At 61.4% G+C, this 19980-nt stretch carries 18 protein-coding genes and 3 pseudogenes; 9 read left to right on the top strand and 12 right to left on the bottom strand.

Features of this window, described 5'->3' with window-relative positions; translation table 11 throughout:
- Window positions 1-973: 973 nt before the first annotated feature.
- The 7 genes from GV035_RS28490 to GV035_RS28460 are packed head-to-tail and all read right to left on the bottom strand — an operon-like array spanning window position 974 to window position 8290.
- On the bottom strand, window positions 974-1237 hold the full coding sequence (locus tag GV035_RS28490) for a hypothetical protein (protein WP_159839383.1): 264 nt from the start codon (window positions 1235-1237) through the stop codon (window positions 974-976).
- Window positions 1234-1662 carry a dihydroneopterin aldolase gene (locus tag GV035_RS28485; protein ID WP_159839381.1) on the bottom strand — a complete coding sequence of 143 codons (429 nt, stop codon included), beginning with the start codon at window positions 1660-1662 and terminating at the stop codon, window positions 1234-1236. Before GV035_RS28485 ends, GV035_RS28490 begins: the two co-directional genes overlap by 4 nt.
- Window positions 1659-2324, bottom strand: a complete 666-nt coding sequence (locus GV035_RS28480) for a sarcosine oxidase subunit gamma (RefSeq protein WP_159839379.1) — start codon at window positions 2322-2324, stop codon at window positions 1659-1661. The genes GV035_RS28485 and GV035_RS28480 overlap by 4 nt, the downstream gene beginning before the upstream one ends.
- Window positions 2314-5316, bottom strand: coding sequence for a sarcosine oxidase subunit alpha family protein (locus tag GV035_RS28475; RefSeq protein ID WP_159839377.1), 3003 nt, complete (start codon window positions 5314-5316; stop codon window positions 2314-2316). The genes GV035_RS28480 and GV035_RS28475 overlap by 11 nt, the downstream gene beginning before the upstream one ends.
- On the bottom strand, window positions 5313-5612 hold the full coding sequence (locus GV035_RS28470; protein ID WP_159839375.1) for a sarcosine oxidase subunit delta: 300 nt from the start codon (window positions 5610-5612) through the stop codon (window positions 5313-5315). The genes GV035_RS28475 and GV035_RS28470 overlap by 4 nt, the downstream gene beginning before the upstream one ends.
- 13 nt (window positions 5613-5625) lie before the next feature.
- Window positions 5626-6870 (bottom strand): sarcosine oxidase subunit beta family protein, encoded by a 1245-nt coding sequence (locus tag GV035_RS28465; protein WP_159839373.1) that lies wholly within the window; start codon window positions 6868-6870, stop codon window positions 5626-5628.
- A 25-nt stretch (window positions 6871-6895) separates the two neighbouring features.
- The gene (locus tag GV035_RS28460; RefSeq protein ID WP_159839371.1) at window positions 6896-8290 is read right to left on the bottom strand and encodes an L-serine ammonia-lyase; all 1395 of its coding nucleotides are present in this window, start codon (window positions 8288-8290) and stop codon (window positions 6896-6898) included.
- A 309-nt stretch (window positions 8291-8599) separates the two neighbouring features.
- Here GV035_RS28460 and GV035_RS28455 point away from each other — a divergent pair, with 309 nt between their 5' ends.
- The 3 genes from GV035_RS28455 (at window position 8600) to GV035_RS28445 (ending at window position 10912) form a co-directional block, all read left to right on the top strand.
- Entirely contained in the window at window positions 8600-8914 is a 315-nt protein-coding gene (locus GV035_RS28455; RefSeq protein ID WP_159839369.1) for a hypothetical protein, read from the top strand.
- Window positions 8915-9032: 118 nt separating this feature from the next.
- On the top strand, window positions 9033-10121 hold the full coding sequence (locus GV035_RS28450; protein ID WP_159839367.1) for a GlxA family transcriptional regulator: 1089 nt from the start codon (window positions 9033-9035) through the stop codon (window positions 10119-10121).
- A gap of 26 nt (window positions 10122-10147) precedes the next feature.
- Entirely contained in the window at window positions 10148-10912 is a 765-nt protein-coding gene (locus tag GV035_RS28445) for a class II aldolase/adducin family protein (RefSeq protein WP_159839365.1), read from the top strand.
- A gap of 78 nt (window positions 10913-10990) precedes the next feature.
- Here GV035_RS28445 and GV035_RS28440 read toward each other — a convergent pair.
- A pseudogene (locus GV035_RS28440) lies at window positions 10991-11569 on the bottom strand (GlxA family transcriptional regulator); the annotation flags it as partial.
- A gap of 214 nt (window positions 11570-11783) precedes the next feature.
- Between GV035_RS28440 and GV035_RS28435 the strand changes: the two are divergent.
- The 5 genes from GV035_RS28435 to GV035_RS28415 all read left to right on the top strand — a co-directional run bounded on the left by GV035_RS28435 (window position 11784) and on the right by GV035_RS28415 (window position 14627).
- Window positions 11784-11981 (top strand): hypothetical protein, encoded by a 198-nt coding sequence (locus GV035_RS28435; RefSeq protein ID WP_159839363.1) that lies wholly within the window; start codon window positions 11784-11786, stop codon window positions 11979-11981.
- A gap of 146 nt (window positions 11982-12127) precedes the next feature.
- On the top strand, window positions 12128-12451 hold the full coding sequence (locus GV035_RS28430) for a hypothetical protein (protein WP_236572895.1): 324 nt from the start codon (window positions 12128-12130) through the stop codon (window positions 12449-12451).
- 362 nt (window positions 12452-12813) lie between these two features.
- Entirely contained in the window at window positions 12814-13311 is a 498-nt protein-coding gene (gene tssD, locus GV035_RS28425) for a type VI secretion system tube protein TssD (protein ID WP_159839359.1), read from the top strand.
- Window positions 13312-13313: 2 nt separating this feature from the next.
- On the top strand, window positions 13314-13790 hold the full coding sequence (locus GV035_RS28420) for a DUF2778 domain-containing protein (protein ID WP_159839357.1): 477 nt from the start codon (window positions 13314-13316) through the stop codon (window positions 13788-13790).
- Window positions 13791-14150: 360 nt separating this feature from the next.
- Window positions 14151-14627: an Hcp family type VI secretion system effector gene (locus GV035_RS28415; RefSeq protein WP_159839355.1), complete on the top strand. Its 477-nt coding sequence runs from the start codon at window positions 14151-14153 to the stop codon at window positions 14625-14627.
- A gap of 58 nt (window positions 14628-14685) precedes the next feature.
- Here the strand turns inward: GV035_RS28415 and GV035_RS28410 are convergent.
- A pseudogene (locus GV035_RS28410) lies at window positions 14686-16050 on the bottom strand (IS3 family transposase).
- 275 nt (window positions 16051-16325) lie between these two features.
- Here GV035_RS28410 and GV035_RS28405 point away from each other — a divergent pair.
- Window positions 16326-16655: pseudogene (locus GV035_RS28405) on the top strand (class II aldolase/adducin family protein); the annotation flags it as partial.
- 76 nt (window positions 16656-16731) lie between these two features.
- Here the strand turns inward: GV035_RS28405 and GV035_RS28400 are convergent.
- From GV035_RS28400 to GV035_RS28390, 3 genes are read right to left on the bottom strand one after another with little or no spacing between them, the layout of a single operon-like run.
- Window positions 16732-17724, bottom strand: coding sequence for a GlxA family transcriptional regulator (locus GV035_RS28400; protein ID WP_159839353.1), 993 nt, complete (start codon window positions 17722-17724; stop codon window positions 16732-16734).
- A gap of 7 nt (window positions 17725-17731) precedes the next feature.
- Window positions 17732-18634 (bottom strand): choline ABC transporter permease subunit, encoded by a 903-nt coding sequence (gene choW / locus GV035_RS28395; protein WP_159839351.1) that lies wholly within the window; start codon window positions 18632-18634, stop codon window positions 17732-17734.
- A complete protein-coding gene (locus tag GV035_RS28390) occupies window positions 18627-19805 on the bottom strand; it encodes a quaternary amine ABC transporter ATP-binding protein (RefSeq protein WP_159839349.1) in 1179 nt (392 codons plus the stop codon). Before GV035_RS28390 ends, choW begins: the two co-directional genes overlap by 8 nt.
- Between the last annotated feature and the right edge of the window lie 175 nt (window positions 19806-19980).

Genomic DNA, 19980 nt, shown 5'->3' with positions numbered 1-19980 from the left:
CATGGCCGTGCAGAAGCGTTTAGGTTCCTCGGCGTATGCGGAGATAGGCCTCGACTAGATAGACGACGCGGTTCGTGACGTCCGGTTCCTCCGCGTATGCGGAGATAGGCCCTCGCAGCCGCAGACCTACCTTCGAGCCTGGCAGGTTCCTCCGCGTATGCGGACATAGGCCCGCGTCGCGCGTCATTCTCGATCCATCGCTCATGGTTCCTTTGCGTATGCGGAGATAGGCCCGAGCACGCGGAGATGTCCAATCGGGTGGCCCTGGTTCCTCCGCGTATGCGGAGATAGGCCCGTTAAGGGATGCGTAAGAGCGGATATGGCGAAGGTTCCTCCTCGTATGCGGAGTAGGCCCTGGCTGATGGCCTTTCTCGGGCTTGCGCAAGGGTTCCTCCGCGTATGCGGAGATAGGCCTTGTCGCGAGCAGGCGGCGCTGCTCGGCGGGGAGGTTCGTCGCGTATGCGGAGATAGGCCCTCCTCGAACATGAAGCCCACTTGAGACGAAAAGGTTCCTCCGCGTATGCGGAGATAGGCCCCAAGGTGAGAAGCTCATTTCTCTTTGGTGTGAGGTTCCTCCGCGTATGCGGAGATAGGCCGTCGCCGTGAATCGACAGTACGACTTCGTAGCCGGTTCCTCCGCGTATGCGGAGATAGGCCGTACTTGACGCCGTACATGATGAGCGGCTGCCAGGTTCCTCCACGTATGCGGAGATAGGCCGGTATTCCAAGTCGGTTGGCACGACGCAATGCGGGTTCCTCCGCGTATGCGGAGATAGGCGCAGTCGTCGACGCCTCACCCCCGGAGTCGAGTCGGTTCCTCCGCGTATGCGGAGGTAGGCCGCAGTGGGAAATCGCCAAGGGCTATCTCGACATGATTCCTCCGCGCGTGCGGAGATGGGCCGTTCGCCGAAGTGCGCAGGCGCACGCTCGCGGAGGTCCCTCCGCGTATGCGGAGACAGACCAAACAGATACCTCACCCCCCAAACCTCGCCCGCGCCGCCTTCGCCACCCCCACCAACGCATCCCCACTCAACCTAGAAGCGATCTCCTCAACATACGCATGATGCCGCCCCTCAAGCGCCGCACCCAGATACTGCGCATGCAAATACCGAATCAGCGCAATCCGCCGATGCCCCAACGCGATACTCCTATCCAGCAGCGCAAGCGCCGCCTGCGCATCGTGCTCTTTACAGGCGCGTTCGGACAAACGCGCCGCCGCATCGCGCGATGCGTTCATGCGCTCGATACAGCCAACGCCTGATGCGCGCGCAACGCATCGTAATCCGCGCGCCGCCAGTCGAGTTCGAGCGCGAGCCTTCGCGTGCCCTCGCGAATCTTCGGCTTGTGCAGCGTGAGCGTCAGCGCATCGAGCTTGGGCCATTCATCGAACGATAAAGCGGCGATCTCCACAGCAAGCGTTTCGAGCAAGCGCGTATGCGTCTTCGCTTGCAGATAGGCCGTCACGCGATTGCACCATGCCTCGTAATCGATCAGCTCGTCTTCGCTCGGCATGCCGCGATACCGCAGGCTCGCATCGATGGATAAAGCCTGCGGCGCAGCATGCTCGTGCTCATACAGCCCGACGCGCGTCATCACGACAAGTTCATCGACCACGACGCGCCACCCTTGCCCGCCCGCATGCAACGGCTCGAACGGCTTCATGCGAGTAGCGGCTCGGCTGCATCGAGCATGATCTTCACGAAGTAATCCGCGAAGCTGCGACGCACGATGATTTCGAAGCGATCGCCGCCCAGCGGCACCAGCGTGATAGACGCCTTGAAGTAGTGACTCTGCGCGCACTGTCCCGCGCCGAAAACCTTCGGATGCAGATCGAGCGGACAGCCGCGCGACAGGACATCGCGCGTGCGCGGTCCGTCGATATCGAGCACCGTGTAACCGCTGCCGATATCCACCGCCGATGCGAACGCGCCCGCGAACGCCTCACGCAAGCGTGCTTCGAGCGGCGCGGCTCGCGATGCATCGTGCGGCGCTTCGGAAACCACGAGCCATTCGTCGGGTCCGAGCCACAGCATGTCATAGCCATTGCCCTTCGCCATGGTGTTCGGCTTGTCCGGCGGCGCACAGCCGATCACGCTCTCCACCGCACGCACGAACGCGGCATCGCGGGTATCGCCACGCACGTTCACGAGTTGAAGGAACAGCCGCTCCGTCAAACGGAACGCCTTCGATGCGCCCGCGTGATGCGCCTTCATCAACGCATCCGCGCCCACGAGCGGCGACTCCTGCCACGTCGGGCCCAGGCTGCCCTGCCCGACCGTCATGCGATCGACGACGGTCGAAGAACCTTTGGTTTCATTCCACATGCTGACGTGCTCCTTCGCTGTCGTAGAACACTGAACTGGTGATTTTGGCGTTGATCTGCTTGCCGCTCGCAAGCGGGATCGTGACTGTTTCGCCGATCTTGTCGAGCCCGCCCTTCACGACGGCCAACGCAATCGAACGCTTCAAAACAGGGCTGTAATAGCTGGACGTGACATGACCGAGCATCGGCGCCGTATCGCCCTGGAAGGGTCCGGCGACGATCTGCGAGCCTTCGGGCAGCACGAACGAAGCATCGTCCGTGAGCAGCCCGACGAACTGCTTGCGTCCCGCCTTCGCCGTATCCGAGCGCGTGAGCGACCGCTTGCCGATGAAGTCCTTCGACTTCGCGACGAGCCCGCCCATGCCGAGGTCATACGGCGTCATCGAGCCATCCGTGTCCTGTCCGACGATGATGTAGCCCTTCTCCGCGCGCAGCACGTGCATCGTTTCCGTGCCGTAGGGCGTGATTTCGAATTCCGCGCCGGCTTCCATCAGTGCTTCCCATACCGCGCGGCCCACATTCGCCGGCACGTTCACTTCGTAGGCCAGCTCGCCCGAGAAGCTGATACGCATGACACGCGCCGATGCACCCGCCACCGTGCCATCGCGATAGCTCATGAACGGAAACGCGGCGTTCGCGAAGTCGATGTCACGGCAGACCTTTTGCAGCACCTTGCGGCTGTTCGGGCCGACGACCGCGAACGTCGCCCAATGATCCGTCACGGATGCGAGCCGCACGCGCATGTCGGGCCATTCGGTTTGCAGCCAGCGTTCGAGCCACGTCAGCACGCGCGCCGCGCCGCCGGTGGTCGTCGTCATCATGTAGTGCTGTTCGGCGAGGCGCACGGTCACGCCATCGTCGAAGATCATGCCGTTCTCATCGAGCATCAGGCCATAACGGCACTTGCCGACTTCGAGCTTGCTCCACGGGTTCGTATAGACCCAGTTCAGCAGTTTGGCCGCGTCGGGGCCTTGAATGTCGATCTTGCCGAGCGTCGATGCATCGAGAATGCCGACGCTTCGACGCACCGCGAGCGATTCACGCGCGACCGCCGCATGCATGTCTTCACCGGCCTTCGGGTAGTACCACGGGCGCTTCCAGTTGCCGACATCCTCGAACATCGCGCCGTTCTGCACGTGCCATTCGTGGATCGCGGTCTTTCGCACGGGATCGAGAAACTCGCCGAGTTCGCGGCCCGCGAATGTTCCGAACGTCACGGGCGTGTAGTTCGGGCGGAACGTGGTCGTGCCCGTTTCCGGAATGGTCTTGCCAAGCGCCTGCGCAAGAATCGCCATGCCGTTGATGTTGCCGAGCTTGCCTTGATCGGTGCCAAAGCCCATCGCCGTATAACGCTTGACGTGCTCGACCGATTCGAAGCCCTCGCGCGCTGCGAGGAAGATGTCGGCGGCGGACACGTCGTTCTGGAAGTCGACGAACTGCTTCGGGCCGCGCGTCGCCAGATCGCGTTCGCCGACGAGCCATAGCGGCATCAACGGCGCTTCCGTGATCTCCGCGACCTTCACCGGCTGCGCCTTCGCGACGATATGACCCGCTGCGCGCGCCGCTTCTGCGCCCGCATCAGAACCGAAACGAATGCCGCGCGCCAGCGTGAAGTCGCCCGCGCATGCGCCGACGCTGCTCTCGGCCTGCATCGCCTTGCCGGGCACGAAGCACGCTTTCTCGTCGTGCCAATGCGCCTTGCCGCCCGATTGCGCGAAGAGATGCAGCACCGGGCTCCATCCACCGGACATCACGACGAGGTCGCAAGGCAGATCCGTCTGCTTCGCGCCGACCTTGCCATTTGCATACGCAGCGACTTCCACCGACGACACGCGCAGCTTGCCGTGCGCGGCCGTCACCACGGCGTTGTTCATCACGCGCACGCCGTAGCGTCGCGCGGCTGCGGGCAAGCTTGCCTTCGATTCCGCCGCACGCGGGTCGATAACCGTTACCTGTGCGCCCGCCGCCTTGAGGTCGAGCGCGCATTGATAGGCGTCGTCGTTGTTCGTGAACACGACGGCATTGCGGCCCGGCAGCACCGCATAGCGATGCAGATACGTCGATACGGCGGAAGCCAGCATCACGCCCGGCAGATCGTTGTTGCCGAAGACGATCGGACGCTCGTGCGCGCCCGTCGCCAGAATCACGCGCTTTGCCCGCACTTTCCACATCAGTTCGCGCGTGCCCTTGCGCATCGACACGGGCAGATGATCGGTCAGGCGCTGCGTCACCGTGACGAGGTTGTGGTCCTGATAGCCGAACGCCGTGCTGCGCGACAGTATCTTCACGTCGGGCATGTTGCGCAGTTCGGCTTCGATTCTTTGTACCCATTGCAATGCAGGCTTGCCGTCGATCTCCGCGCGGCACGACAGCAACGAGCCGCCGAGTTCGGGCTGATCGTCGATGAGCATCACGCGCGCGCCCGACAAACCCGCCGCATGCGCCGCAGCCAGACCCGATGGCCCGCCGCCGACCACGAGCACATCGCAATGCGCGAAGCACTTGTCATAGCGATCCGCGTCGCGCTCCTCGGGCGCCTTGCCGAGACCGGCTGCATCGCGAATGACTTCCTCGTACTTCGGCCACAGCTTGCGCGGCCACATGAACGTCTTGTAGTAGAAGCCTGCCGGAATGAAGCGCGCGATCTTCTGATTGATCGCCATGCGATCGTTCTCGATGTTCGGCTTCGCGTTCACGCTTTCCGCGACGAGTCCCTGATACAACTCGACTTCGGTCGCGCGCGCGTTCGGCACCGTATAAGCGCCTTTTTCGAGCTGTACGATCGCATTCGGCTCTTCGACGCCCGCCGTCACGATCCCGCGCGGCCGGTGATACTTCCAGCTACGCGCGACGAAGTGCTGCCCGTTCGCGAGCAACGCGGAAGCAAGCGTGTCGCCCTGAAAGCCCTGATACGTCTTGCCGTTGAACGTGAAGGTCAGCGCGATGGCGCGATTGATGCGCCCGCCCGTGGTGAGTCGGTCTTTCTGGCTCATTTCGACGCTCCCTCCTTGTTGTCCATCGCAGCCAGCGGACGGTCGAACGTCTCGTAGCCCTGAATCTCGTAGGTCACCGTGTCACGCTGCGCCTTGAACCAGCGGCGGCAGCCTTGCGCATGCATCCATTGCTCGCGATGGACGCCGCGCGGGTTCTTGCGCATGAAGAGGTATTCGCCCCATTCCCTGTCGGTGAGCTTTTCCGTGTCCAGCGGTCGCGCGATATCCGCTTCGCCGCCGCAAGAGAATTCGCTTTCAGCGCGCGGCCCGCACCAGGGGCATTCGATCAGCAACATGTTTCGTACTCCTTCAGTGCGCCACGGCAGCCGCGCCGTGTTCGTCAATCAGATGGCCGGTATAGAAGCGGTCGAGCGAGAACGGCGCGTTCAGCGGATGCGGCTCGTCGTTCGCGATGGTGTGCGCGTACGCCCAGCCGGAACCCGGCGTCGCCTTGAAACCGCCCGTGCCCCAGCCGCAATTGAAGTAGAGGCCCTTCACGTCGGTCTTGCTAATGATCGGGCACGCATCCGGCGAGACATCGACGATGCCGCCCCACTGCCGGTTCATCCGCACGCGCGAGAACACGGGGAACATCTCGACGATCGCTTCCAGCGTGCCTTCGATGATCTGGAAGCTGCCGCGCTGCCCAAAGCCCGTGTATTGATCGACGCCCGCGCCGATCACGAGATCGCCCTTGTCGGACTGGCTGATGTACGCATGCACCGCGTTCGACATCACGACCGTATTGACCACCGGCTTGATCGGCTCCGACACCAGCGCCTGCAACGGATGGCTTTCGAGCGGCAGGCGCACGCCCGCCATGTCCGCGAGCGTCGTGGTGTTGCCGGCCGCGACGATCGCGACCTTCTTCGCCTTGATATGACCTTTGGTCGTATCGACGCCAGTCACGCGATTGCCGTCACGACGAATGCCCACGACCTGACAGTTCTGGATGATGTCGACGCCCGCCTGATCCGCCCCGCGCGCGAAGCCCCAGGCCACCGCATCGTGACGCGCGACGCCGCCGCGACGCTGTATCGACGCACCCAGCACCGGATAGCGGCTATTGAGGTTGATGGTCGGCTCGAGTTCCTTGATTTGCGCGGGCGTGAGGAACTCGGCATCGACGCCATTGAGCCGGTTCGCGTTCACGCGGCGTTCGGTATCGCGCACGTCTTGCAGCGTATGCGCGAGGTTCATCACGCCGCGCTGGCTGAACATCACGTTGTAGTTGAGGTCTTGCGAGAGACCTTCCCACAGCTTCATCGCCTTCTCATACAGCGCGGCAGATTCGTCCCACAGATAGTTGGAACGCACGATAGTCGTATTGCGCGCGGTATTGCCGCCGCCGATCCAGCCCTTCTCCAGAATCGCGACGTTCGTGATGCCGTGCTCTTTCGCGAGATAGTAGGCAGTCGCGAGACCATGCCCGCCGCCGCCGACGATCACCACGTCGTACTCGCGCTTGGGCTCCGGGCTGCGCCATTGACGCTCCCAGTTCTCGTGATACGACATGCCGTTGCGCAGCAGGCTGAATATCGAATAGCGGCTCATGGGTTTCTTCCTTCGTAGCGGTGTTTCAGCATTCGATGACGTTCACGGCCAGCCCGCCGCGCGACGTCTCCTTGTATTTCGTCTTCATGTCCGCGCCCGTTTCGCGCATCGTCTTGATGACCGAATCGAGCGACACGTAATGCTGGCCGTCGCCCTTTATCGCCATGCGCGCGGCATTGATCGCCTTGATCGCGCCCATCGCGTTGCGCTCAATGCACGGTATCTGCACGAGTCCGCCGACGGGATCGCATGTCATGCCGAGGTTGTGTTCCATGCCTATTTCAGCGGCGTTTTCTACTTGCGCAGGCGTTCCGCCCATGACGGCCGCGAGCGCGGCGGCGGCCATCGAGCACGCGACGCCCACTTCGCCCTGACAGCCTACTTCCGCGCCGGAGATCGACGCCGTCTCCTTGTAGATGATGCCGATGGCCGCCGCCGTCAAAAGAAAGCGCACGATGCCTTCATCGTTCGCGCCGTGCATGAACTTCACGTAGTAGTGCAGCACGGCGGGGATCACGCCCGCTGCGCCATTCGTCGGCGCAGTCACCACGCGCCCGCCCGATGCGTTCTCTTCGTTGACGGCCATCGCGTAGAGATTGACCCAGTCGAGCATGGAAAGCGGATCGCGCAGCGATTCCTCGGAACGCGAGCGCAATTGCGCGCACAGGTCCGCGGCGCGGCGCTTCACATGCATCGGACCGGGCAACTCGCCGCGCTCCTTGCAGCCACGCTCGACGCACGCGGCCATCACACGCCACACGGCCAGCACGCCTTCACGCACTTCCTGCTCGCTGCGATTCGCGCATTCGTTCTGCAACGCGACATCCGCGATAGACAGACCTGTCTCCCGGCAGACGCGCATGAGATCCTCGCCGGTCCGAAACGGATGCGGCACGTTGGCGCCCGCGCGCACGCCGTTGACGCGATCGCCTTCGCGGTTCGTCACGAAGCCGCCGCCGATCGAGTAATACTCTTTCTCGACGAGCAATTGGCCGTGTTCATCGAACGCCTGAAACCGCATGCCGTTCGGATGCACCATGCTCGACCCCGCCGCGCCCGGCATCAGCTTGCGATAGAAGCCGATGTGCTCGCGCTCGTCGAACACAATGGCGTGCTTGCCGAGCAGGTTCAGGCGCTTCGTCGCGCGGATGTCGGCAAGGCGCGGCGCGATCGTGTCCGGATCGATCACATCGGGCAGATTGCCTTCGAGCCCGAGCAGCACGGCCTTGTCGGTGCCGTGGCCCTTGCCCGTCGCACCGAGCGAGCCGAACAATTCGGCCCGGACGCGGGTGACGAAGCCGAGCAGGTTGGCGTCCTCGATATGCGACGCGAAACGGCACGCCGCGATCATCGGCCCGACGGTATGCGAGCTGGAAGGACCGATGCCGATCTTGAACAGATCGAAAACGCTGACATTCATGGCGTGGCCTCAGAGTTGGCGGTTCGCGTCGCCCGGACGAGCGAGCGCGTTCGACATGGCCTCATTGCACCAAACCGCAATTCCGGCTGATAGAACAAAAACGGCATCGAAATGGGATGGCGGCGTCAGCCGCGTAGCAGAGCGCGTCTGACGCGGCGCGTTTTTGCGCAGCTTCGTTGCAAACCGGGGCATTTTTGAGATTGCTCCGAACGGCTAAACAGATGCGTCTCGGTATATTCCCTAGGTCCGTGAGAGCCCGCCTGAGCGCGCCTCTCGTCTTAGATCCTCATGTTTATCCCGTTTGCAGCAATGGAAAGTCACGCTCTTCCCGATCAGTTCTTCAAGTCCTGGGTCCTCGCGTTTCTTGTCGGCGTCGGCGTCGTCGGCGCGCTTCAGGCCGCAGGCGTTCTCGCCCCCGAACACGTGCTCACGCGCGAAGCGCCTCTCTGGGCCACGCTGATGCTTCTCTGCTCGATCGATCCCGCGCTTCGCTACTTCGGCGTGTTGAAAGCCGAAGTCGAGCAGCGTTGGGGCGATTACACGGTCGCGAGCCTCCTCGGCCGTTCGACGGGCGCGCTCATCGGCGGCGTATTCGCCTGGGCGTTCGCGGTGCTCGGCGCCTGATTCATCCCCCCACGCCGCGCGATCTGCGCGGCGTTCCCCGTTTTCCGACCCATGCGCCCGTTGCGCGCGCCCGGTGTTATGCTCGCCGAATAGTCCCGAGCCGCCGCACCTCACGCGCATGAATCCCGCAGAATCTCTTCCGCCGCTGTCCATCGACGGCCAATCGAAATCGCGCATCCGTTTCGGCATCGTGCTGTTGCCGAACTTCACGCTGACCGCGTTTTCCGGTTTCGTCGATCTGCTGCGTCTTTCCGCTGACGAAGGCGACTTCAGCCGCCCGGTGCGCTGCTCGTGGAGCGTGATCGGCGAAACGCTCGCGCCGGTGCGCGCCAGTTGCGGCATCCAGATCACGCCGTGGGAAACCTACGAGCAAGCCGAACCGTTCGACTACGTGGTCGTCGTCGGCGGGCTGCTGCATTCGGGCTCTTCCGCGAGCGATGCCACGCTGCAGTTCATCCGCCGCGCGGCCGGCCGCGAGGCGACCATCGTCGGCATGTGCACGGGCGTATTCACGCTGATGCGCGCGGGCGTGCTCGACGGACATCGCGTGTGTGTGAGCTGGTTCCACTATTGGGACTTCGTCGAGCGATTTCCGCAAGCGGATGAGCAACTGCTCGTCGCGGACCGGCTGTTCGTGATCGACAGAAGGCGCATCACGTGTTCGGGCGGGCGTGCTTCGATCGACGTGGCCGCGGCCATTCTGCTGCGTCACTTCGAGACCGCGACGGTGCAAAAGGCGCTGCGCATTCTGCTCGTCGACGACATGCAGAAGGGCAACGCGCCGCAGCCGCATCCGCCGGGCCTCGCGCCCGCCACGCATCCGAAAGTCAAGCGCGCCATTCTTTTGATGGAGCAGCACGTCGGCCGTTCGCTCACGCTCGATGAACTCGCGCACAAGCTCGATATGTCGACGCGGCAACTCGAACGCCTCTTCAAAGCCGAGACGGGCAAGGCGCCGCAGGCGTACGCCAAGCAGGTGCGGCTGCGCACGGCCGCGTGGCTGCTCACAAGCTCCGACAAGACGGTGGCCGACATTGCGTCGAGTTGCGGCTTCTCGGACGCATCGCACCTCGGCCGCGAGTTTCGCAAGCAGTTCGGCTTGCCGCCGATGATGTACCGCGAGCAGCGCGGCGCGCAGGACGCGGAAGAAGTGAGTCACGCAATGGACTACGACGAGACGTTTCCCGGCCGCGCACAGGCCATCTGATCGATTCCAACCGAAGGAGCAATGGCATGGAGACTGACGGATATTCTCAGGAAGAATGGGCACTGCGCTGCGATCTGGCGGCACTGTATCGTGTGATCGCGCATTTCCGCTGGACCGACATGATCTTCACGCACATCAGTGCGCGGGTGCCGGGGCCGGAGCATCATTTCCTCATCAACCGATACGGCGTGCTCTTCGACGAGATGCGCGCATCGGACCTGGTTCGCATCGACAGCGAAGGGCGCCCGGTCGATGCGAGAGCGGCCGACCATCCCGAGCGGTATCGCGTGAATCCGGCGGGCTTCACCATTCACTCGGCCATTCACATGGCGCGGCCCGATGTCGTGTGCGTCGTGCATACGCATACGCCGGCGGGCGCCGCCGTGTCCGCGCAGAAGCAGGGGCTCTTGCCCATCAGTCAGCATGCGCTCAAGTACTACGGGCAGATTAGCTATCACGACTACGAAGGCATCGCGCTCGATCTCGCAGAACGCGATCGCCTCGTCAATGATCTCGGCCCGCATAACGCGATGATCCTGCGCAATCACGGACTGCTTGCGTGCGGCAGATCGATTCCCGCTGCGTTTCAGGAGATGTATTTCCTGGAGCGCGCATGCGAGATTCAGCTGCGCGCGCTGGCGGGCGGCGCCGAGTTGAACCTGCCTTCGCGCGAAGTCTGCGAAATCACCGCCGCGCAGTATCGCAGCGATGAAATGGAAGGCATCACCGCGCTGCAATGGCAAGCCGCGTTGCGCATGATCGAAGGCGGCAAGACGGATTATCGGACGTGATCGTCGTTTTCCGGCGGCAGTTGTGCGCCGCCGGAAAGCCGTTGCGTCTTGGACGAAGCCCGTAGGATGCCTAATGAGTCACGCGGATAGACGCCGCTCCGCGCTCGGCGCATGGCCGAACTGCGCGCGGTACGCCTTGCTGAAGTGACAAGGCGAATGGAAGCCGCAAATGCTCGTCACACGGGCAATCGATGCATCCGTGTTGCGCAGCAGGTCGCGTGCGCGACGCAGGCGCAGCGTCAGGTAGTAGTGTGTCGGCGAGACGCTGAGGAACATCTTGAACATGCGCTGAAGGTGCCGCTGTGACAGATGCACGAGCCGCGCGAGTTCGTCGAGCGAAAGCGGCTCTTCGATATTCGCTTCCATCAGCCGCACGACTTCCACCAGTTCTGCCCGCGTGAAGCCGACGCGCGCATCGACCGGAATGTGCTGATAGTCGCTTGAGCCGCGTATGCGCTCGACGATGAACTGCTCCGACACTTGCGCCGCCTGCGCTTGCCCGAGCCGCAGACTCACGAGATTGAGCATGAGGTCGAGCGGCGCGGTGCCGCCCGTACAGGTCACGCGGTCGCGATCGATCACGAAGAGTTCGTCGGCGAAACGCACATGCGGAAATCGCTTGTTGACCGGCGACATGTCCTCCCAATGCAGCGTGCAAGGTCCATCCGTAAAGGGTGAGCGCGATGCGTAGAGATCTTCCATCATTTTCTTCGATCCCTTCGCCGCCCGCGCGAGCCGCGCCGCGCGCTCCTGCGGTTCTCCTACTCGCGCACGGTCGGTCTGTCGCCTAAGCTGCCGATTCAATCCCCGCCATCGATCATCACGAATCACCCGCAAGCCGTCGCATCACTGCAGCCATGCACGCGAGCGCTTGAAGCAACAGACTGCGAGTGTTGAAGCGCTGACGGGCCGCTCGCTCGATCAATCGGTATGGAAAGCCGAAGGCGGATCAGCGGACGCTAAGCCGCCACCGTACTCGTCAAACCCGCTGGAAGCGCATCCGATCATCGAGCGCGAGAAGATTACTTCGATGTATCACGACAACATTAGCGAGGAAACCGGGCAATGAATCGGTGAGCGCTGGTATTGCCGCGTGCGCGATGTTGACTATGAGGGGCACCCGCGATGCTCAGGCTTCACCGCGATCGAAGCCGCGATGCGCGCCTATGTCGCATACAAGCTCGGCGCAGACCTTGATCAATTGAAGTGATGACGATGCAGATGATGATGGCGGGCGCTGCGCTTCTGAGCGTGACCGCGTGCGCCACGGCACCCGCACCCGATGTGTTGGCGAATGCAGACTATGGCTCGTATCCCGTTAACTATCTCGATGTGATCGCGGCATACCACGAAGACACATTCAAAGAACCATCGAGCGCGCAAGTGAAGGTGCTCTTCGAGCCGCGCAAGTCGTGGACAGTCTGGAATTACAAGAAGGTCTTTGGCTATCGCACGTGTGTCACGGTGCATGCGAAAAATAGCTTCGGCGGTTACACGGCGCGAAGCTCACGAGCGTATTCATCCGCGTTGGTCACGTGATGCGGTATGACCAATCGGAAACATCAAGCCCCATGAAAGCCGTATGCGATGCACTCGCGGTAGAGGCACCGAATGAAGAGGATTGATGTATCTCCTTCGTAGCGTGCCTTACTCCGCACGATGGAACCGCAAGCTCGGTGCGTTCACTCACGCGGCAAATGTTCCATGTTCATATGCACTTGCTGGTGATGCTGGAGCACGAACGCAATTACGAAGATGGCGGATGATCGGCCGCGCTTGCTGCGAGGCAGTAAGTGCTTCGCAGCAAGCAATAGTCGTGCGACATAAAGCCATACAAAGCATTGCCAGTAAACGCTACCCTTGCCGTTCCAATCTTGGCAATTAATTAGGAGATGCTAAGTATGGTTATGCCGGTTCATCTGTTCATCGAAGACGATCAAGGAAACGCGCTATGCGGCTCGTGCACCGTTGCTGACCGTATCTGTAGCATTGAAGTCATCACACTATCGCACGGCTTAACGCTGCCGATTGATCGTGCAACAGGGAAAGTAACCGGGCACCGATCACACATGCCCTTCGTGATCGAGAGAGCAATTGATCGAGCTACGCCTTTGCTCCATCAAACGTTTATTGATGCGCGGACAGTTCAATCGGTGGGAGCACGCTCCTATCACATGACCAATGCGGGAAAGGAAGAGCCGTGTTACAGCATTCCATTAACCGGTGTGAAGATTGCGGCAACCTCGCCACTGGTCGCGAACAATAACGAGAGCAATCGACGCCATTACGATCACACCGAACTGGTTGAACTTTGCTATGAAGGCATTACGTGGCATTTTGACGATAGCATTCTCAAGGTGTCGAATTCGCTTGATCGCGTGCGCGAAGCGAGGGCCTGAAGATGCCAGTGCGATGCACTTTTACCCTAAACAATCGCGAGCATTCCACACTTGTTTGTGAGGGATATGGAACCATAGAGGCGTTTTCAGGTAACAAGAAAGGCCGTGACAACCCCGCGGAAATCGCAACCCCTGACATTGGACCAATACCGCCCGGAACGTACTATTTAATTGATCGGCGATCTGGGGGCTTGTTGGGTGGATTGCGCGATATCCTTACACCGCTATATTCGACGGATCATTCAAAGTGGTTTGCCCTGTGGAACCCTAAAACCGGTGACGTTACGATGGTCAACGGGATCATGCGCAGAAACTTTCGGCTGCATCCCGAAGGTCCGCTTGGTCTTAGTATGGGATGCATCACCGTTGTAAATCCAGCCGAATTTGAATTCCTGCAACGGTTCATCCGTCGTTCTCCGCCAATGCTGTCGGTGCCCGGCTCATCCTTGAAGGCATATGGCACGGTGACGGTTCGATGACTTCACGAGCATTTGGCTTTCTCAAGTGCGTAACACGTAGCGGCCTCATCTTCATCGCGTCGGTCGCTGGCGGTGTGTGGCTCTCACGCGCTATCGTCATTCGTCAGGGAGAAATGCCTCATTGGATGGAAGTGAGCGCTCGTCATCTACTAGCGGCATTCGGGAATCAAGACCCCCCCATTGAAGACATCATTGATACGAGCGTATTCGTGATTTTTTCTCTTTGCTCAATCCTTGTAGGTGCACTCTTGATCGCAACGCTACGCTCGCTTAAGCGCTGGCGCGCGGCACGAAACACACGATAAGGTAAATGGGTTGTGAACCCGCGCAGTGCTTCTCAATTAGGTAATCTAACCCTCAATGGCTTCAGATATTTTCATTCAGTTCGATGGGATCAAAGGCGAATCGCACGATGCCGCTTTCCCTGATGCGATCGATGTGATGCACTGGCAGTTCCTCGTGGAACAAGATGCGCGCATGCTATCCGGGTCCGGGGGAGGCGCAAGCAAGGCTTCGGTGTCCGATCTGGTATTCCAGCATGAACTAGACTGCGCATCGCCCACGCTCGCCGCGTTTTGCTTCCAAGGCAAGCACATAAGCGAGGTGAAGCTTTCCATGCGCAAGGCGGGCGGGATGCCGTTCACCTTCTATCGAATTACCCTCTCTGATGTAGTCATCACGAAGGTCTTGCCTTCGGCCGATGGCAGCTACGCTATCGAGACCGTTGGCCTTTCGTTCTCGCGTATGAAGCAAGAATATTTGCTTCAAAGCCGGCAAGGCGGAAACATGGGCGCCGTTACCGGTTTAATCGATGTTCGCCAAAGTCGAACCGCGTAGCCGCTGTTCGCGAAGCCCGCCTAAATGAACTGACCCCTCAAAGTTGGACAGTGACAAGCTAGGCGGCCAAGGGCTGAGTCCTGTAATGCACGGGACTCAGCCCTTTTAGTTTGAGCCTGATGCGTTCGTGATTGTAGTAGCGGATGTAACGTCGCAGTCCGGCCTGCAGTTGTTCGATGCAGGTGAAACGGTTCAAGCGGAAGAACTCCGATTTGAGCGTAGCGAAGAAGCTCTCCATCGCCGCGTTGTCCAGACAGTTTCCTTTGCGTGACATGCTTTGTTGTACGCGATGCCGGGCCAGTGTTTGCCGCCAGGCGCTCATCTGATACTGCCAGCCCTGATCCGAATGCAGCAAGGGCCTGTCGCCCTTGCTCAGCCGGGCGAGCGCCTTCTTCAACATGCCACTGACGAGTTCGAAGCTCGGGCGGCGGCTCGTCTGCCAAGCCACGATTTCCCCGTTGTACAGGTCCAGCACGGGTGACAGGTAAAGCTTCTGACCGTTGACATTGAACTCTGTCACATCGGTCGCCCATTTCTGGTTCGGCCCGTTCGCCTCGAACTCGCGGCTCTACAGGTTTGGCGCGATGCGTCCGACCTCGCCACGCCAAGACCGGTAGCGCTTGGGACGTACGAGCGATTTCAGTTGCATTTCACCCATGAGCCGTTGCACCGTCTTATGGTTGACGATTCGGCCTGTGTGACGGATGGCCCATGGTGATGCGCCGGTAACCATAGCGGCCCTTGTGGCGCTCATAGACCGTACGGATCGCCTCTTTCAGTTCGAGCTGACGCTCACCGGCCTCCAGCGTCCGCAACTGGTAATAAAACGTGCTGCGCGCCAGCCCCGCGATCTTCAGCAGGGTGGCCAGCGGATGCGCGGTTCGAAGTGCGCTCACGATTTGCGTTTTTTCTTTTGCGCTGCCTGCTTTTTTGCCTTGAGCAGCGCATCGAGCTTTTTTGGGTACGCCACCTCCGCGCGCAGGTACTCGTTTTCCTTAAGCAGTTCTTCGCGCGTGCGCCCGTCGGGCATCTTTTCTTCAGTCGGCTTGTCGGGCTGAGGGTTGATCATTTTCCGAGGACGCCCTCGTCGACGGGGCGCCAGAGCGTGAATACCGCCCTCATCATACCGACGTGCCCAGCGCGACACGCTGCCTGCATCACGGATGTCATACAGCGCCGTGACCTCTCGGGCCGACAGTCCGTCGCGCCACATGCGCTGCAGTACTTCCAGCTTGAAGCGCGCGTCGTAATGGCTGTGCTTGCGACGCAGCGCTTCGCGACCGTGTACACGAAAAGCCGCCACCCACCGACGCAGCATCGAATAGTCGATTCCATGCGTTGCAGCCAGCATAGGCAAGCTGGCGTCACCGCCCAGATAGGCATCCACTAACTTTTGCTTAAACCGTTCATCGTACTTCGCCATGAAAAACACCCCAAAGGTTGGATTGATGTCCAACTTTTGGGGTGCAGTTCAAAACGCGGACTTCTTTGTTGCCTGATCACGGCCGATCCATTGCCGCCGCTCGTTGCTCTTCTGCATCTGCACCGCCTTCGCCTCCCATCTCACCAAGCTCTACCATGCCTTCTTCCCGCGATTCATGCGTGTCCGATGTGCCCGCAGCTAGCACTATGTCATTCACCGTATCCTAATCCACGATCACCTGCACCGGGTGTGCTCCCAAGTTCTCAATGGTCACCTACGAAGGCATCGCGCTCGATCTCGCAGAACGCGATCGGCTCGTCAACGATCTCGGCCCGCATAACGCGATGATCCTGCGCAATCACGGACTGCTTGCGTGCGGCAGATCGATTCCCGCTGCGTTTCAGGAGATGTATTTCCTGGAGCGCGCATGCGAGATTCAGCTGCGCGCGCTGGCGGGCGGCGCCGAGTTGAACCTGCCTTCGCGCGAAGTCTGCGAAACCACGGCCGCGCAGTATCGCAGCGATGAAATGGAAGGCATCACCGCGCTGCAATGGCGAGCCGCGTTGCGCATGATCGAAGGCGGCAAGACGGATTATCGGACGTAGAAGTCGTTTTCCGGCGGCAGTTGTGCGCCGCCGGAGAGCCGTTGCGCCTCGACTAAACCGTAGGATGCCTAACGAGTCACGCGGATAGACGCCGCTCCGCGCTCGGCGCATGGCCGAACTGCGCGCGGTACGCCTTGCTGAAGTGGCAAGGCGAATGGAAGCCGCAAATGCTCGTCACACGCGCAATCGACGCATCCGTGTTGCGCAGCAGATCGCGTGCGCGACGCAGGCGCAGCGTCAGGTAGTAATGTGTCGGCGAGACGCTGAGGAACATCTTGAACATGCGCTGAAGGTGCCGCTGCGACAGATGCACGAGCCGCGCGAGTTCGTCGAGCGAAAGCGGCTCTTCGATATTCGCTTCCATCAGCCGCACGACTTCCACCAGTTCTGCCCGCGTGAAGCCGACGCGCGCATCGACCGGAATATGCTGATAGTCGCTCGAGCCGCGTATGCGCTCGACAATGAACTGCTCCGACACTTGCGCCGCGTGCGCTTGCCCGAGCCGCAGACTCACGAGATTGAGCATGAGGTCGAGCGGCGCGGTGCCGCCCGTACAGGTCACGCGGTCGCGATCGATCACGAAGAGTTCGTCGGCGAAACGCACATGCGGAAATCGCTTGTTGACCGGCGACATGTCCTCCCAATGCAGCGTGCAACGGTAGCCGTCGAGCAGCTTGGCCGCGAGCAGCGCATATGGCCCGGTGCAGATGCCGCCCAGCGGGACACCCGCTTCATGCACGCGCTGCAGCAGGGCGATCACGGTATCGTCGACATAATCGGCGACATGCCAGCCCCCGCAGACGATCAGCACGTCGGGCATGCCCGCTTCGTCCAGCGTCATCGCCGGCTTCACGGTGATGCCGTTGCTCGCGCGCGCCGGCTCGCCATCCGGCGTGATGACCGACCACGTGTAATGCTGCGCGCGGCCGATGTAGTTCGCCATGCGCAGCACCTCGACCGCGCTCGTGAACGCGATCATCGAGAAGTTCGGCAGCGTGAGAAAGCCGAAGTGCGCGAGATGGGCGAGCGGCGATTCGGCGGCTGCGGGGGCGATCGCGTCGCGCTTCATGGGCGCATCAGCCTTGTTGCGCGGCCGGCTCGCGGCGCACCCGCATCACCGACTTCAAGCCGGACAAGAGCGGTGCGCGCGCCATGCCCGGCGAACGTCCGAAGCTCTCCGTGATGCGATCCAGAATGATCGCGAGCAACACCACCGACAAGCCGCTTTCGAAGCCCAGGCCGATATCGAGCCGCTGAATGCTCGCAAGCACGTCGTTGCCGAGGCCGCCCGCGCCGACCATCGACGCGATGATGACCATCGACAGCGCCATCATGATGGTCTGATTCACGCCGGTCATGATGGACGGCAGCGCGTTCGGAATCTGCACTTTGTACAGCAGTTGCCACGACGTGCAGCCGAATGCCTGCCCCGCTTCCACGATCTCGCGATTCACGTGCTTGATGCCGAGCGACGTGAGACGCACCGCGGGCGGCATCGCGAAGATCACGGTCGAAAGAATGCCGGGCACGCGGCCCAGGCCGAACAGCATGGCGGCAGGAATCAGATACACGAAGGCCGGCATGGTCTGCATCAGGTCGAGCACGGGACGCACGACCATTTCGACCACCTTGCTCTTCGCCGTCCAGATGCCGAGCGGCACGCCCAGCAGCAAGCTGATAAACGTTGAGGACAACGTAAGACCTAGCGTGATGACCATCTGATCCCAGAAGCCCGTCGCATAGACGAGCAGCAGCGAGAGCAGCGTGAAGGCCGCGAAGCGCCAGCCGACGCGCCACAGGCCGATGCCCACGAAAATCGCCATGAGCGCCCACATGGGAACGGCCTGCAGGCTGTGTTCGATGAGCGCCGCGAAACTCTCGATGACCTTGCCGATGGAGTCGAACGTTTTGGCGTCGTGGTCGAGCAGATAGTGGACGCCGTGATCGACCCAGCTACCGAGCGGAATGATTTCAGACATGGGAACCTCGATGGCGCGTTAAGACCTGGAGCACGTTCGTCTTGTTGACCGAACCACAGTACGAACCGTCTGCATCGACGACAGGCAGTGGCGCAGGACTCGCCACCACGCGGTTCACGACGTCGTCGAGCGTCATGCTGCGCTGAATGCACTCGACATGATGGATCTGCGGCACGGCGTTGCCGCTCGCGTCCCGCCCGACAAAACCGCGAATGCGGCGCTGCGCATCCAGCACGAACGCGTATTCCGCGCTGCCGTTGAGCGTTTGCGCGACGCTGGACGCGTCGATCTGCGGCGAATGCTTCATGACCGGCACGGCGTCGGTCTGCATGAGATCGCCGGCCGTGAGGTAACGGCTCGTGTCGATGCCTTCGAAAAACGCCTGCACGTAGTCGTCGGCGGGATTCGTGATGATTTCCTGCGGCGTGCCGATCTGCACGACGCGCCCGCCTTCCATGATCGCGATGCGCGTGCCGATGCGCATGGCTTCTTCGAGATCGTGCGACACGAAGAGAATCGTTCGGCGCTGCTCGCGCTGAAGATCGAGCAGCACGTTCTGCATTTCCTTGCGCTTGAGCGGATCGAGCGCGGAGAACGCTTCGTCCATGATCATCAGGGAAGGATTGACGGCAAGCGCCCGCGCGAGGCCCACGCGCTGCTGCATGCCGCCCGACAACTGCGACGGCAGTTTCTGCGCGAACGGCGCGAGGCCCACTTGTTCGAGCACGGTCATGGCGCGCGCCTCGCGTTCCTTGCGCCCGATGCCCGCCACTTCCAGCCCGAATGCGGCATTGGATAACACCGTGCGTTGCGGCATCAGCGCGAACGACTGAAACACCATGCTCATGTCGCGGCGGCGCAGCGCCGTCAGTTCCGAGCGCGGCACGGCGGCCACATCGCGCCCGTCGATCAGCACTTTCCCGGCGGTCGGATCGACGAGCCGGTTGATAAGACGAATCAGCGTGGACTTGCCGGAGCCGGACAGGCCCATCAGCACGAAAATTTCGCCTTCCCTGACATCGAACGAGACGTTGTGTACGCCGACGATCTGTCCGGTACGCGCGAAGACTTCTTCCTTCGACGCGCCGGCGGCGAGCAGGTCGATCGCCTGTTTCGGATTGCCGCCGAACACTTTGCACAGCCCTTCGACCACTACCTTGGGGGAATCCATCGACATTCTCCAGAACCGTGGCGGACGCGCTTCCGCGCTCTGCATACATAGTTGCCAGAAAAAAGTGCCGTGAGCCGACTATTTGCGACAATCACATGTGGAAATACGACACCGACTTGTCGCGCTTTGACGGCAAGCGCCCGCGCGCCCTTACGGGACAAGGGTTTGCGGAGGA

The organism is Burkholderia sp. 8Y (genome assembly GCF_902506145.1).
Lineage (GTDB): Bacteria > Pseudomonadota > Gammaproteobacteria > Burkholderiales > Burkholderiaceae > Caballeronia.
Note: the sequence above shows the minus strand (reverse complement) of the source record. Positions and strands in the feature narration are given on the sequence as shown.